The sequence below is a fragment of the Paraburkholderia sp. SIMBA_030 genome (assembly GCF_046535245.1).
Classification (GTDB): Bacteria; Pseudomonadota; Gammaproteobacteria; order Burkholderiales; family Burkholderiaceae; genus Paraburkholderia.
On record NZ_JAWRXB010000033.1, the window covers coordinates 1 to 14,021 of the forward strand.

The following is a 14,021-nucleotide window of genomic DNA, read 5'->3' on the forward strand; positions in this document are numbered from 1 at the left end:
TGGTGGGCGCTGACCGGCCTGCTGGTGACGACCTTCGCGTTCCTCGGCGTGAACATGTTCCTGTCGGGGCTGCATAGCTACGGCAAGCTGTAAAAAGCGTAGCGCGGCACTTGCCGCGCCGCTCGCCCTACGCACTCACAAAGGTCTAGTCGCTGGCCGTAAGCAACCGCCGATAGCGGGAGAGTACGCGCGGAACATATTGGCGTGTTTCGGGCAAGGACGGAATGCGATAGCCGGCTCGAATGACCGCATTCTCTCCGGCGTTGTATGCAGCCAGCGCGAGTTCCATGTCGTCCTTGAAGAGATCGAGCAGAAAGCGCAGATAGCGCGCGCCCGCCAGCACGTTGTCGCGCGGATTGAACATGTTGCCACCGGAAAAGCGCCGCGCCGTGTCGGGCATCAACTGCATGAGTCCCTGCGCTCCTTTGTCCGATACCGCGTTCGGGTTGTAGCTGGATTCGACGTCGATCACCGCTCGCAGCAGTTCCGGCTGGACGCGAAACGTACGGCTTGCTTCGTCGATCACATCCGCGAAACGTGCGATATCGATGGCGGCGCTGAACGCGGCATTGGTCCGCTTCGCGCCGCGTGCTGCCGGCGGATCGCCAGCCACGATGACGGTCAATCCCACCTTGCCGGGCGCGTTGGTCAGGACGATCGAGCCGTTGCTGTCGACCGCGCCGAATATGTCCGCCTGCGCGACGCCGGCCGACGTCATGCCAAGCGCCATCGATACGGCTCGTATCGCGTTCATCGACAGGAAAGAAGGGCGCCTGCGCATGTTCGGTATCCCCCTGCGTTGCCATTGTGGTTCGCGCAAAAGGACGTCGGCAATGGGGCACTCTCCTCCTTTTCAACGCGCCGCCTGGGGGATTTCACCTTGTGTGCAGAAACGTTACATCTGTAATGGATCGTAACGGTGTCAGGATTATGCGGTGTTCGCAAGCCGCTTCAAAGAAAGAAAATAATTCCGATGTAAACGGTGGTCAATAGCAGGCGCTGTTAATTATTTGCCGATTTAGGCGAGAAGCGTACTCCTTCGTATTATTACCAATGTTAGATTCGGTCCGAAAATTATCATTTTTGAAACGTTTTGTGCCGGAATTGCCATTCCATTTTACTTTTGGCAGTGCACAACAACGCTGGATGCGGGCCGCAGGCAGGTGGCGCGAACCTTGCGAAATAAGGGTGTGCGGGCGATTAGGCAGTATTATCACATGAATATGTAAGGTTAAAGAAATAAATATACAAGGAATTAGAAAGAAATAATTGAAAGAAGAATATTGGTCTGTCAAATGGCAGCCTTCCGGTTGAGCACTCAACCGGCCATGTCGCACGAGGAGTGGGGATCGTGAATATCAAATATCGCGTACTGGTTGTCGAAGATCACGATCTGCTGCGCAACGGATTGTGTTCCATGCTTTCGGCGCAAGGCGATTACGACGTGGTCGGCGAGGCGAGGGACGGCAAGGAAGCCTGCCATCTCGCGATGACGCTCAACCCCGATCTGATCCTGATGGATCTGTCGATGCGCGGCATGAACGGCATTGACGCCAGCGCGGCGATCAAGCGCCGCTCGCCGCTCGTGCATATCGTCGCGCTCACCGTCCACCAGAACGAAGAGTACGTGCGAGAAGCGCTTCGTGCGGGCGTCGACGGCTACGTGCTGAAAGACGTTTCGTTCGATGAACTGATCGTTGCGATGCGCGCGGTGATGCAGGGGAAAAAGCATCTGAGCGCCGACGTCTACGGCTACATGGTCGACTCGTTCATTACCGGGCACGAAGCAGTGGCGCCGAAGAAGGCCTGGGACGTCCTGACGGCGCGCGAGCGCAGCGTGCTGAAGCTGATTGCCGAAGGGCGCACCAACCGGCAGGTCGGCCAGTATCTGAACCTCAGCCCGAAGACGATCGAGAAGTATCGCGCCAGCGTCATGCACAAGCTCGCTATCGAGAATTTGACGGAGCTCGTGCTGATCGCCATCAGCATGGGCCTGCTGACCTCTCTCGCGACAAAATGCGCCGAGCGCGGCACTGACGATACGCTAGTGCACCTGCCGGCGCCGCACGCCGACCCATCGACTGAAGCGGGCGGTAACGTGGAATTGCCGGTGTCCCGGGTGAGCGGATCGGCGGCAGGGTGAGGCGCGGCGGGTCAGAGTGTCCAGCTCGCCGACACGAGTGTTCCGTTGTTGTCTGAGGAGCGAACCGAGAGAAAACCGCCCTGCGATTCGACCCGGTGTTGCATCCCGGTCAGGCCAAGACCGGTCGAACTCACTTCTTCCGAAGAGAGCGGACGCGTGTCGTAGCCGGTTCCGTTGTCCTGAATCGTCAGCAACAGGCCAGTGTCGTTCTGCTGCAGCGCGAGCCGGATTGCGCTCGCGGCCGCATGCTTGACGGCATTGTTCAGCGCCTCCTGCGCGACTCTGAAGATGTCCGCTTTCAGATGCTCCGGCACATCCCGGTCGTCGACCTCGCAGTGAAAGTTCACCACGAGGTTTTCCGCGCCGCGCTCCACGCCCCGGCACAGCGCGCTCAGTGCCGCTGGCAGCCCCAGACGTTCGAGTGCGAGCGGGCGCAGCTCGCCGCATATCTGCCGCATCTCGCCGATGGTCTCGCGTATCTGCAACACGGTGGCGTCCAGCTTCTGCGCGGCGTCTTCGGCTTGTCCCCGACGCAGACGCATGCGGGCGTCCTCGACCATCAGCTTGATCAGCGTCAGCGCCTGGCCCAGGCCGTCGTGCAGGTCGGCGGCGAGGCGTTGACGCTCACGTTGCTGACCGATCATCAGATACTTCAGTCGATTGCGTGCCCCTGCCCCGGATGACGGGTCATCGTCCGTCAGCGGCACATCAGGCGCAAGTGGTTCCTCGAAGAGCGTCAGGCGCGCGCGGTCCTCGTCCTGATTCCCTGCGATCAACTGTTGATGCAGCACGAGCCGGGCCGGGCGGCCGGTGCGGCCGGCCAGCATCGTACTGAACGAATGAAACTCGCGAACGGGATCCGCGCACAGGTGAGCGGCGAGCGAAGCGCGATCGCTCTCGGGCGCCATATCCAGCAGCCGGCGGCCGGCCAGCTCGCCGCTGGTATAACCCAGCAGCGCAGCCGCGCTGCGGTTTGCGCACAGGAACAATCCATCCGGCGACAGGATCGCGAGCGCTGCGCCGCGCGCGTCGGTGACGCTGCCCGCTTGCGGTTCACGGAGCCGGGCAGCGATCCCCAGCTTGCGCATCGCCTCGACGAGGTCGCGCAACTTCAGCTGTTGTCCCTCGGGTTGGCCTGCATGCATGGGGGCTCCCAGCGAGTGAGCTTAACGAGACCTTAAGCTGCTAACGGATTGTAGGCCCCGGCATGCCTATCTGCCAACGGGGCATATCCGGACGCTAAAGGGGGGGCATCCCCGCGCGGCAGGTAGCGGGCTTTTCCTCTGGTAGGCATACCCTACTGCGCTTTGGGGGGCTTTATCCAATGACGCGCGGGAACGGATTCATGAGACTGAACAGACAGGGCGGAGCGCGTGCGGCGACGCATTGGGCGACGCGCCTCGTTCCTCGTTCCTCGTTCCGTATCTGGAGACCGCGATGAAGATCAACCGCACATGGATGATAGGCGCATTCGTGCTGGCCGGCACCGGGCTGACCAGCCTCGGCGCAATGGCGGCAGGCGCCGAAGACATGGCCGATAGTGCAGCAGTGGCGGCGCAACCTCACGACACCATGATGGACATGAAGCCGGTACCGGCCAAAGAGGCCGCCGGCGACGCCGCGATGCACATGCACATGCACCACCACGACATGACGGCGGGCACGACGCACTCGACGGTCGAATACACGCTGCCTGCGGTCACCTTGATTCGTGACGACGGCAAGGCGGTTTCGCTGGTCGATGAGTTGAACGACGGCCGCCCGGTCATCCTGACGTTCATCTACACGACGTGCACGACGATTTGCCCGATGGTCAGCCAGACTTTCGAGGAATTGCAGGGCAAGCTGGGTGTCGATCGTGACAAGGTCCATCTGGTGTCGATCTCGATCGACCCCGAACAGGACACGCCGGTACGCCTGAGAGCGTACGCCGCACGGTTCGATGCGGGCCCCGAATGGCAGCACTACACCGGCACGGTCGAGGCGAGCATCGCCGCCCAACGCGCCTTCAACGTCTATCGTGGCGACAAGATGAATCACACGCCGGTGGCCTTTTTCCGCGCCGCGCCCGGCAAGCCATGGCTGCGCATCGACGGACTTGCGACGCCTGCTGAACTGTTGAACGCCTACCACGAAGTCATCGCCTCGAACTAGTCGCGCGGGTTCCGGCCGGGAGCGAACAAGGTGGACAAGAAGTATCGGGTACTGATTGCGGAAGACCAGCATCTTCTGCGCGGCGGCCTCTGCACGATGGTGTCCTCCCTGCCCGATTACACGATCGCCGGCGAGGCGACCGATGGGCTCGAGGCCTGCTGTCTCGCCGGTACGCTGCGGCCCGATCTGATACTGATGGATCTCTCGATGCCGTGCATGAACGGCATCGAGGCCATCGCCGTGATCAAACGGCAAACGCCGCAGATACGCATCATTGCGCTCACGATTCATTGCAGCGACGAGCACGTGCGCGCGTCGCTGGCGGCGGGCGCCGACGGTTACGTAATCAAGGATGCCTCGTTCGAAGAACTCGTCAGCGAAATGCGTCTTGTGATGCAGGGCAAGCGCAACCCGGCTTTCGACGCTCACCGGCAACGCAGCGCGTCGCCCGAGTTGCTGCCGGGCGTTCCGCAACCCACTCAGATCTGGAACACGTTGACCGGTCGGGAACGTACGGTGTTGCGGCTCGTCGCGGAAGGCCACACCAATCGCCAGGTCGGCGAGTATCTGAAACTCAGCCCGAAAACCGTCGAGAAACACCGTGCGAGCCTGATGCGCAAGCTTGGCGTCAAGAATGTCACCGGTCTCGTACGCATCGCGCTCGACATGGGCGTGCTCGCGCTGCCGAACCACACGGACGACCTCAACGGCTTCCTCTGAGCGACGCCGGAACTGGAGGGTCTTTCCCCATCCCTTTGGACGGGTCTCCCTACTTCTTGCCGATATCGACCTGCACAAGAATGAATGAAACGGCTTCGGCGGCATCGGAGCAGTGAGTCGGGAGAAGGGGGAGAAACGTGCACAACCAATTGTTCTGGATCGGACCCACTGTGCGCGTGAGCGCGAGTTGCCGCGCAAGCGCTCGACAGGCGCGGCGACGCAACGGCGGTTTCACGCTGCTCGAACTGCTCGTGGTGATGGTCATCATCGGTTTGCTCGCCGGTCTCGTCGCCCCGCGCTATTTCGATCAGGTCAGCAAGTCGAACGTCAAGATCGCGCGAGCCCAGATCGACTCGTTGGGCAAGGCGCTCGATCAATACCGGCTCGATATGGGCGCGTATCCGACGACCGAGGAAGGTCTCCAGGCGCTCGTGGTCAAACCGCAGGACGCCACGCACTGGAGCGGCCCGTATCTTCAGAAGGCGGTGCCGCCGGATCCGTGGGATCGCCCGTATCAGTATCGCTCGCCGGGTGAGCACGGCGATTACGACCTGTACTCGCTCGGTAAGAGTGGTCAGGGCGGCGGCACCGGCGAGAACGCGACCATCGCGTCCTGGTAGTGTGCCTGGGCGCGCCCGGTAGTGTGCTGTCAGCAAGGAGAATCGTCGTGAAGTACCTGCTGCGCGTCTTCGATACCAGCGGCTCAGTGCAGACGCTTCGCGTCGATTGCGATTCTTCCGCCGCTGCAACCGCGCTCGCGCGTTCGCGGGGCCTGCGTGTGGTGTCGGTACGTGCCGATGCGCGAGGCGCGCGCCGCCGCGCAGGCTGGTCCGCGATGCCCGGCTCGCGCTTCAACGTCGAACTGTTCGCGCGCGAGCTTGCCGCGTTGCTCGAGGCCGGCGTCGGCGTCGTCGACGCATTGCGTACGCTCGGCGGTAACGAACGCCGCGAAGCGTCGGCCGTGGTGTATCGCGACCTGCTGCGGCAACTCGAAGAAGGGCAGTCGCTGTCCGCGGCGCTCGAACACGCGAGCCATGTATTTCCTCCGGTGCTGGTGGCGTGTGTGAAAGCCAGCGAACAAACCGGCGGCCTTGCCGATAGCCTGACCCGCTACTCGCGCAATAGCGCATTGCTTCACGAACTGCGCGGCCGGGTGGTGTCGGCCGCGATTTACCCATCTGTGCTGCTGCTGGTGGGCGCAGCCGTCGTGCTGTTCCTGCTGGGTTTCGTCGTGCCGCGCTTTGCCACCCTGCTCGAACATAGCGGACGTGAGCTGCCCTTGCTATCGCAACTGCTGATGGCCTGGGGCGGCATGGTGCATGCCCATGGGACAGAGCTCGTCGCCGGCCTCGCCGTGCTGACGGTGACGACCGTTCTCGCGCTGCGCCGGCCGGCGGCGCGCAACTGGATCGCCGATCGCATGCTCGCGCTGCCTGGCATCGGTCAGCACTTCCGCGTGTTTCGTCAATCGCAGTTCTTCCGCACGACCGCCATGCTGGTCGACGGCGGGATTCCCGCCGTGCGCGCCTTCGATCTCGCCCGCGGGCTGGTTAGCCGGGCTGACCAGGTTGCCGTCGCCGCCGCCATGCAGCAGGTGCGCAACGGCACAAAGATGTCCGACGCGTTCCAGCAAACCGGCCTCGCCAACGCGATTACCTATCGTCTGTTGACCGTCGCGGAGAAGACCGGCGGACTGGGCCCCGTCCTCGACAGGATCGCCGCGTTTCAGGAGGCGCAGGTGTCGCGCACGATCGATCTGATTTCGCGTTTGATCGAACCCGCGATGATGATTTTCATCGGCGTGGTGATCGGCGGCATTGTCGTGCTGATGTACATGCCGATCTTCGAAATTGCGTCGAGCATCCAGTAGGCCGGCCTTGGGGAATACGCATGGACACGATCAGCGCGACACCGGAAAGCCCCAGCGTTGAGTTGCGCGACGCGCTGCGCGCGCTCGGCGAGCGGCACGGCTCCGGCATCCGCGCGCTGGAGGAATTGATGACGCAGGCGGCGCTTGGCGCCGACGAGATGGTCATTCAGCTAGCTGGGCAGTTCCGCATGAAATCGATCGGCATGCAGGAGTTGAACCGGCTCGAAGCGGATTTCGATGTGGTGCCGTTCGTCGAGGCGACCACCCGCTTGTGCGTGTGTTTTCGCCAACCGGATGAAGACGGCGCGCTGCTGTTCGTGATCGCCGATCCGCTCGATATCCGCACGCGCGGCAGTGTCGAACACCGCATGCGCTCGCGGCCGACCGTGCCCTATAGCTGGGCGCTCGCCAGCGTCGGCGATCTTACCGCGTGGCTCGCCGTGCGCGAGAAAGACGTACGGGCAATGGATTCGCTCGCCTTCGACGATCAGGTTCAGCATGCCGCCGACCCGTCCTCGCTCGCGTTGACCTTGCAAGGCATCAGCAGCGACGACAGCGCGGTGGTGCGCCTGCTCAACTCCACCATCTATGACGCGCTGAAGATGATGGCGAGCGACATCCACCTCGAATGCCGCGCAAACGGACTGGTGATCAAGTGCCGGGTGGACGGCGTGCTGACCGTGGTCGGCCGTGCCGAAGGCCGCGACGTCGCGGACCAGGTGTTGTCGCGCGTGAAGGTCATTTCCGAACTCGACATCGCGGAGCGGCGCGTGCCGCAGGACGGCCGCTTCAAGGCGGTGTACGCGGGCCGCGAGATCGACTTCCGCGTGTCGATCATGCCGAATCAGTTCGGCGAAGACGCGGTGCTGCGGATCCTCGACCGCTATCAGCTTTCGCAGGCCACAGGCGGGCTGACGCTCGAGGCCCTCGGTTTTCAACACGACGATACGCGCTTCATGCGCTCGATCGCGTCCATGCCCTACGGGATGCTGCTGGTGACGGGGCCGACGGGCAGCGGCAAAACCACGACGTTGTACGCCATTCTCACCGAGATCAACGACGGCCTCGAAAAAATCGTCACGATCGAAGACCCGGTTGAATATCAGCTCGGCGACATCCTGCAGATTCCGGTCAACGAAGCGAAAGGCCTCACATTCGCGCGCGGACTGCGCTCGATTTTGCGGCACGACCCCGACAAGATCATGGTCGGCGAAATCCGCGATCCCGAGACTGCACAGATTGCCGTGCAGGCGGCGTTGACCGGCCATCAGGTGTTCACGACGGTGCACGCGAACAACGTGTTCGACGTGATCGGCCGCTTCACGAACATGGACGTCGATCCGTACAGCTTCGTGTCCGCCTTGAACGGCGTGATCGCACAGCGCCTGTTGCGGCAGTGCTGCGCGGACTGCGTGGTGGACGACACGGTCGACGCGGACACGCTGGTCCGTTCGGGCATCGATCCGGATACCGCGGGCAGCTACCGCTTTCGCCGCGGCGCCGGCTGCGCGGCGTGCCGCGGCAGCGGATATCGCGGCCGGCGCGCGATTGCGGAGGCGCTGCGGATGAACGACGAATTGCGGCAACTGCTGTCGGAGCGCGCGCCACTCGGGCACATCAAGGCAGCGGCGTTCCGGTATGGCATGCAGACGCTTCGCACGGCCGCCGTCGCGCTCGTCATGCGGGGCGAAACGACACTTGAGGAGATCAACCGTGTCACCATGGTTGAATAGTCCGCTAGCCATCGGCGGTTCGGTTGCCATCGGCGTCGGTACACGCGAGCTGGTCGTGGGCGCGACGACGCCTCGCTGGATGCGTTTGCAGCGCAAACCTTCCGCGCCTGCTGAACCAACAAGCATTGCCATAGCGGACGAGCAGTGTTTCACCGTAGCGGGCGTACTCGACTCGCTGAAGATCGCGTTGACCGCCGACCCTGCGCCAGACGGACAGAAGCGCGCGCCAAAGCGCAGCGCACGCATCGTGCTGGACGATTTCTGGGCGAGCCACGCGATCTTGCGCGGCGACTTTCGCACGCTGCGCGAACGGGAAATCGAAGAGGTCGTGCTGGCTCATTTCGCCGATCTGTACGGGATCGATGCCGGGTCGGTGCAGGTGCGTTTCTCGGTTCAACGTGGCGGCCGTGCGGTCTTTGCCAGTGCACTATCCCGCACGCTGGATGACGGCATCCATGACGCGGGCGCCGCGGCACGCGTCGACATCCGATGCATCAAGCTGGGCCTTCCGGAAATGCTCAATCGCGTCGAAGCCGCGGCAGGCGCCGGCGCGGCGATGCTGTTGTTCGTCGCGGATACGCTGCTGCAGGCGGTGCTGGTCGAAGAAAACCGTTGGGTCGCCTATGACGCGCAGCGCCTCTTTCCCGGCGACGCAAGCGATCCGGAACGAATCGCAGCGCGAGCCGAGCAGGCGTTCGAACGCCTCGCGAGCCGAACCAGCGGCAAGCGCGAAGACTGCCGGATCCATCTGTACGGGATCGAGATCGACCCGGCGCCGTTCGAAGGGCGCTTCTTTGCGACGCTGCGGCCCGCGCAACCGGCAATGGATACGTCGGTCGCGCATCGGCTAATGGAGGCCGCGCGATGATACCTCGCCTTCACATCGATTTCGGGCGGCACCGCGCGCTCACCGCACCTGCCGGCATCGTGCTGTTGTGCGTCGCCAGCTTGCTGCTGCTCGTGAGCGGCGAACGCCTCCGGCATGCATACGGCGAAAACGACCGCGTGGAATCGGAACAGGAAGCGCAACGCCATCGGCTGTTCGCCAAATCGCATCCGGCCACGGTACAGCAGACGCCGGCCGCCAGACTGGCGCAGAGCCAGAGTCTCGCGGTCCTGCGCGAATTGACGGTGCCGTGGCAAGACCTGCTGTCGATCGTCGAGGACTATCCGGATCACGACGTCGCACTCATCGGCATCGATCAGAGCCCTGCGCAAAGCCAGATCCGCATCACCGCGGAAGCGAAGAACTTCGACGCGATGATCGCGTATCTCAGATATCTGCAAGCCAGCGTGCTGCTGCGTGAAGCAGTGCTCAACGATCACGTCATCGAGACCAACGTGCCCGGCACGCCGGTGCGCTTCCAGATCACCGCCATCTGGGGAAAATCATGAGCCGCGATCAGTTGCAGGACAGGCTGCTCACCCTGCGCTTCGAACTGCAGCGCGCTCTTGGGCTGCCCGGCCTGCTTGGCGCGCTGTTGCTGGGCGCGGCCGTGGTCGTCGCGGCTGCGATTCCGCGCGTGGAATCGCAGCCGCGTGAACTGAGCGATCCGGCATCGCTCGCGCGGACTGCCAAGGCCCGTCATGCAACCGCCGGACGGTCCGCAGCTGTAGAACCTGTCGCGCTCGATACGTTGCCCGAACTGTTTCCGGGGTTCGCACAGAGCGCCGACGATATCGCGACGATCCTCGCCCAGGCCCGTGACAGCAACCTGACGCTCGGTTCGGCCGAGTATCTCGTGACGAACGATACGAGCGCGCATTTCGTGCGCTATCAGATGCTCTTGCCCGTCAAGGATCAGTACGGTTCGATCCGGCGTTTTCTGGCATCCGTGCTCAACAACGTACCGAACGCGGCGTTGCGCGAAATCCATGTCGAGCGTCCCGCCGTGAACGGCAACGTGCTCGATGCGCGCGTGCGCTTCGAACTCATCTATCGGGCGGCACGGCCATGAAACCCGATCTCGTCAGGCGTGTGTTGCTCACCTTCTGCGGAATCGTTGCCGCTGGATTGAGCTTTCGCGAGCTGGCGCCCGCGATGCAGACGCCGGCGGCGGTCGCCGCTGCCAGTGGCGCACATCGCGATGACGTGCGTGCCCGGTCGGTCGCCATGCATCGTGAAGGCGCGGCGCATGTAGCAAATACGGCCAGCGCGGCAAGTGCCGCCAAGGTTGCCACGGCTGCCAAGGCGGCGCCGACGCCGCGCGATAGGCTCACTGCGCTGCGTGCGCGGCTGTCTCTGGAATCGGTGAACAATCCGTTTGTGGTGTCGTCCTGGTTGCCGCCGCCACCGCCGCCCGTGGAAGCGCCGCCCGTTCCGGAGCCCGTAGCGCCGCCCACCGCGCCACCCTTGCCCTTTACCTACCTCGGCGAGCTGGATGCAAAAGCGGCGAAACCGCAGGTGTTCCTCAGTAGCGGCGACCGCTTGTTGATCGTTTCGCCGGGAGAGGTCGTCGATGGACAGTATCGCGTCGAGTCGATTTCGGAAAACGACGTGGTGCTGACCTATCTGCCGCTGAACGAGAGGCAGGTGCTCTCCACTCAAGCGAAGGAAAATAAATGAAAGCCGTATACAACCGGGGTGGACGCCGCATCGGAGACGGCGGCTCGTCGATACACCTGTCGCCGCAGCGACGGTTTCGCGACGATCGTCCCGCTTTCAGCTGGGCGACAAGGCAGCGCTCGGCGCTGGCGATCGCCGTCGCACTCGCCTTCAGCGGCTGCATGCTCAACCCGCCGACCCTGCAGAGCGAGCCGAACAACGCCGAGCTGCAAATCAACTATCTGCGCGATCGCAATCACCAGGCTGATGCGCTGCTCGATGAAGCGGACCAGTTGCGCAAGAACTATCAGTTCGATCTGGCCGTCCAGAAGCTCTACGCGGCGAGTCAGATCGATCCGACCAGCGAACGCGGACGCAAGATCGGCGCAGCGCTCGATCAGGACCGCCGCGATCTGGCGACCCTGCAGGAAGCGGACCGGATGATGCAGCGCGGTTCGTACGCGCTGGCGTCGGAACGCATACACCGCGTGCTCGCCCAGAACCCGACCAACGCGATGGCGCAGCAGATGCTCAAGGAAATCGAGGACAAGCGCAGGCAGCAACGCTCGGCGAAGGAAGAGAATATCGCCGCGTCTTCGATCATGCGCACGCCGATTACGCTGCAGTTTCGCGATGCGAATGTGCGGATGGTCTTCGAGGCGTTGTCGCGCACCTCGGGCCTGAATGTCATCTTCGATCGCGATGTCCGCGCCGACCTGAAGACGACGATTTTCGTCACGAACGCGTCGCTGCAGGATACGGTCGACATGATCCTGATGCAGAACCAGCTCGACAAGAAGCAGCTCAACGCGAATACGCTCTTCATCTACCCGGCCACCCCCGCCAAGCAGCTCGAATATCAGGAGCTGAAAGTGCGCACGTTCCAGTTGTCGAACGTCGACGCCAAGCAGATACAGGGGCTGTTGAAGAGCCTGCTGAAGATCAAGGAAGTCGTCATCGACGAGCGTGCGAACACCGTGACGATTCGCGGCACGCCGGACACGGTGCGGGTTGCCGAGGAGATGATCGCGGCGCAGGACCTGCCGGAGCCGGAAGTCATGCTCGAAGTGCAGGTACTGGAAGTGACCCACGAACGCTTGACCGACCTCGGCATCGCGTGGCCGAATTCGTTCTCGGTGGCGACGCCGTCCACGGCGGACACGTGGGGCGCGTTGCACCATCTGCCGATCAACGAATTGAATGTCAGCGGCCTGTCGGCGACGGCCAACTTCAAGCTCACCGATACCGACGCGAACCTGCTGGCAAGCCCGCGCATCCGCGCGCGTAACAAGGAAAAGGCGCGGATCCTGATTGGCGACAAAGTCCCGGTGATTTCGAGTTCGAGCACACCGAGCACGAGTGGGCCGTCGTACGCGCAGATGATTCAGTACCTCGACGTCGGCATCAAGCTGGAGGTGGAGCCGCAGGTCTATCGTGACGGCGATGTCGGCATCAAGCTCAACCTTGAAGTCAGCAACATCACCAAGACGATTTCCAGCAGCAATTCGCAGACGGGTCTGACGTCGCTCGCTTATCAGATCGGCACGCGCAGCGCATCGACGAGTCTGCGGCTAAGAGACGGCGAGACCCAGATTCTCGGCGGCCTGATTGGGGATCAGGACCGCACGACGGCCGACAAGGTGCCGGGTCTCGGGCAACTGCCCGTGCTCGGACGCCTGTTCTCGGACCACAACGGCGATCACCTGAAGACGGAAATCGTGCTGCAGATCACGCCGCACATCGTGCGTCCGCAGCTTTCCGCCGACGCGGATACGCAGGAGTTGTGGTCAGGCACCGACGTCAACGTGCACGCCGACCAGTTGCGGCTCGATCCGGTGAGCGCCGAAGGGACGCAAAAGCTGCCGGCTCCGGCGGTGCGCACACCGGGCAACGTCGGCGGCGGCACGACAGGCGCGCCACGCGAACCGCATGCCGGTTCCGGTACGACGGCGCCGCCGAACAGTGCGTTTGGACAGTTGCCTCCCGCACCGCGCACGACGCCGCCGCCGCCGCCATACGGCGGCCGCTTCTCGCCGCAGCCGAGCGCGCCCGCCGCGCCTACCGCGCCTACCGCGCCGCCGGCCGCGGTGCCGGTGCCTGGGGCGGAGCAGGGCGGCACCGAGGCCGCGCCGGCCGGCGAAGCGAATGCGGCGCCGGCGGCGGCTCAAGCTCAAGCGCCCGCTCCGGCGCCCGCGCCAGCAACGTCGCCGCCGTCCGCATTTCCGCCGTCGACCGTCGTGATGCCGCCGGGCGATATACCGAACGACAACCCGCTTCGGCCGATTCAGAACGGGTACTGAGCCATGAATGTCCAGCTCGATGCGGTCCGCTTGCGCGTCCGGGGACGCGCCGATCAGCGTGGTTTCACGCTGATCGAGCTGGTGATCACGCTGGCGCTCGTGGGCATTCTCGCGCTCGCGATCATGCCGTTCTCGGAGCTGATCGTGCAGCGTCAGAAGGAACAGCAACTGAGCGCTGCGCTGCGCGAGATTCGCACCGCACTGGACGCCTACAAGGATGCGAGCGATACGGGCCTGATCGAAAGGGAGGCCGATGCCTCCGGCTATCCGCCATCGCTCACCGTGATGGTGACCGGTGTGAAGAACGCAAAAGACCCCAAAGGCGGCCTGCTGATGTTTCTACGCCGCGTGCCGCGCGATCCGTTTTTTACGGGCGAAGCGGATGTCGCGGCGGAAGACACGTGGAACGTGCGCGCCTTCGGCGAGCCGCCGAACCCGGCCGAGGGCGGTGAAGAATCTGCCGACAATTCCCGGGCCGGCAAGGATGTTTTCGATGTGTCGTCGAAAACCGATCGTGTCGGCATCAACGGCATTCCGTACAAACAGTGGTGACGTG

General features: G+C 63.5%; 14 protein-coding genes. 12 read left to right on the forward strand and 2 right to left on the reverse strand.

What is annotated here, in order from left to right:
- Positions 1 to 145: 145 nt before the first annotated feature.
- Complete coding sequence (locus SB772_RS36845) at positions 146 to 781, reverse strand: lytic transglycosylase domain-containing protein (RefSeq protein WP_410838042.1); 636 nt, start codon at positions 779 to 781, stop codon at positions 146 to 148.
- A gap of 570 nt (positions 782 to 1,351) precedes the next feature.
- On the opposite strand from SB772_RS36845, the gene SB772_RS36850 reads away from it, so the two are divergent.
- Entirely contained in the window at positions 1,352 to 2,143 is a 792-nt protein-coding gene (locus SB772_RS36850) for a response regulator (RefSeq protein ID WP_410838043.1), read from the forward strand.
- Positions 2,144 to 2,154: 11 nt separating this feature from the next.
- Here the strand turns inward: SB772_RS36850 and SB772_RS36855 are convergent, their stop codons facing one another.
- Entirely contained in the window at positions 2,155 to 3,288 is a 1,134-nt protein-coding gene (locus SB772_RS36855; protein WP_410838044.1) for a histidine kinase, read from the reverse strand.
- Positions 3,289 to 3,715: 427 nt separating this feature from the next.
- Here SB772_RS36855 and SB772_RS36860 point away from each other — a divergent pair, with 427 nt between their 5' ends.
- The 11 genes from SB772_RS36860 (at position 3,716) to SB772_RS36910 (ending at position 14,017) form a co-directional block, all read left to right on the forward strand.
- Positions 3,716 to 4,297, forward strand: coding sequence for an SCO family protein (locus SB772_RS36860; protein WP_410838113.1), 582 nt, complete (start codon positions 3,716 to 3,718; stop codon positions 4,295 to 4,297).
- Between the two features lie 30 nt (positions 4,298 to 4,327).
- Positions 4,328 to 5,017 (forward strand): response regulator, encoded by a 690-nt coding sequence (locus tag SB772_RS36865; protein ID WP_410838045.1) that lies wholly within the window; start codon positions 4,328 to 4,330, stop codon positions 5,015 to 5,017.
- Positions 5,018 to 5,187: 170 nt separating this feature from the next.
- Positions 5,188 to 5,637 carry a type II secretion system major pseudopilin GspG gene (gene gspG / locus SB772_RS36870; protein ID WP_410838114.1) on the forward strand — a complete coding sequence of 150 codons (450 nt, stop codon included), beginning with the start codon at positions 5,188 to 5,190 and terminating at the stop codon, positions 5,635 to 5,637.
- Between the two features lie 47 nt (positions 5,638 to 5,684).
- Positions 5,685 to 6,887 carry a type II secretion system F family protein gene (locus tag SB772_RS36875; RefSeq protein ID WP_410838046.1) on the forward strand — a complete coding sequence of 401 codons (1,203 nt, stop codon included), beginning with the start codon at positions 5,685 to 5,687 and terminating at the stop codon, positions 6,885 to 6,887.
- 20 nt (positions 6,888 to 6,907) lie between these two features.
- Positions 6,908 to 8,620: a GspE/PulE family protein gene (locus SB772_RS36880; protein ID WP_410838047.1), complete on the forward strand. Its 1,713-nt coding sequence runs from the start codon at positions 6,908 to 6,910 to the stop codon at positions 8,618 to 8,620.
- Entirely contained in the window at positions 8,601 to 9,488 is an 888-nt protein-coding gene (locus tag SB772_RS36885) for a hypothetical protein (RefSeq protein WP_410838048.1), read from the forward strand. Before SB772_RS36880 ends, SB772_RS36885 begins: the two co-directional genes overlap by 20 nt.
- The gene (locus tag SB772_RS36890; protein ID WP_410838049.1) at positions 9,485 to 10,015 is read left to right on the forward strand and encodes a PilN domain-containing protein; all 531 of its coding nucleotides are present in this window, start codon (positions 9,485 to 9,487) and stop codon (positions 10,013 to 10,015) included. Before SB772_RS36885 ends, SB772_RS36890 begins: the two co-directional genes overlap by 4 nt.
- The gene (locus tag SB772_RS36895) at positions 10,012 to 10,578 is read left to right on the forward strand and encodes a hypothetical protein (RefSeq protein WP_410838050.1); all 567 of its coding nucleotides are present in this window, start codon (positions 10,012 to 10,014) and stop codon (positions 10,576 to 10,578) included. The genes SB772_RS36890 and SB772_RS36895 overlap by 4 nt, the downstream gene beginning before the upstream one ends.
- 83 nt (positions 10,579 to 10,661) lie before the next feature.
- Entirely contained in the window at positions 10,662 to 11,186 is a 525-nt protein-coding gene (locus tag SB772_RS36900) for a hypothetical protein (RefSeq protein WP_410838051.1), read from the forward strand.
- 161 nt (positions 11,187 to 11,347) lie between these two features.
- Entirely contained in the window at positions 11,348 to 13,465 is a 2,118-nt protein-coding gene (locus SB772_RS36905; RefSeq protein WP_410838115.1) for a secretin N-terminal domain-containing protein, read from the forward strand.
- Between the two features lie 3 nt (positions 13,466 to 13,468).
- Positions 13,469 to 14,017, forward strand: coding sequence for a type II secretion system protein (locus SB772_RS36910; protein ID WP_410838052.1), 549 nt, complete (start codon positions 13,469 to 13,471; stop codon positions 14,015 to 14,017).
- Positions 14,018 to 14,021: the final 4 nt, after the last annotated feature.